1 protein-coding gene is annotated in these 400 nt (G+C 66.5%); it reads right to left on the bottom strand.

Translation table 11 applies throughout. The annotated features are described in order from the left end of the window. The coding region (locus KIP88_RS46160; RefSeq protein WP_214494675.1) for a DUF1522 domain-containing protein at nucleotides 1-400 on the bottom strand (400 nt) is incomplete at both ends.

The raw sequence follows: 400 nt of genomic DNA, 5'->3' as shown, positions 1-400 counted from the left end.
AGTCGAGGTGGCCGGGGTCGCCCCGAGATAGATGATCGAGTTGCCATTGCCGTCGCTCGCGATGTTGCCGAGAACGCCATAGCCGGCCGGTACAGTCGCCGCCGTCGGCGCCGCACCCGCCTTGAAGCTGATGGTTTTGCCATTGACGGTAAAGCTCTTGCCGTCGCCGAATTGCGTGGTGGCCGCGGTGCTCAAGGAGCCGGTCGCGCCATAGATGGTGGTGGCGGCCGTAATAGCCGCTGCCGAATTGTCGGTAACGTTCGACCCGGCCCTGGTTCCCGCCGTGCCACCGAGCGTGGTTGTGCCGGTTGCCGCCGTCACGCCACCGGCCGTGCCGTCGAACAGCACGTTGGAGAGCGCGGTTGCGCTGGTGTAGGTCGTGGTGCCGCGCAGGTCGGTT

It is taken from the genome of Bradyrhizobium sp. SRL28 (genome assembly GCF_018596315.1).
Classification (GTDB): Bacteria; Pseudomonadota; Alphaproteobacteria; order Rhizobiales; family Xanthobacteraceae; genus Bradyrhizobium.
Note: the sequence above shows the minus strand (reverse complement) of the source record. Positions and strands in the feature narration are given on the sequence as shown.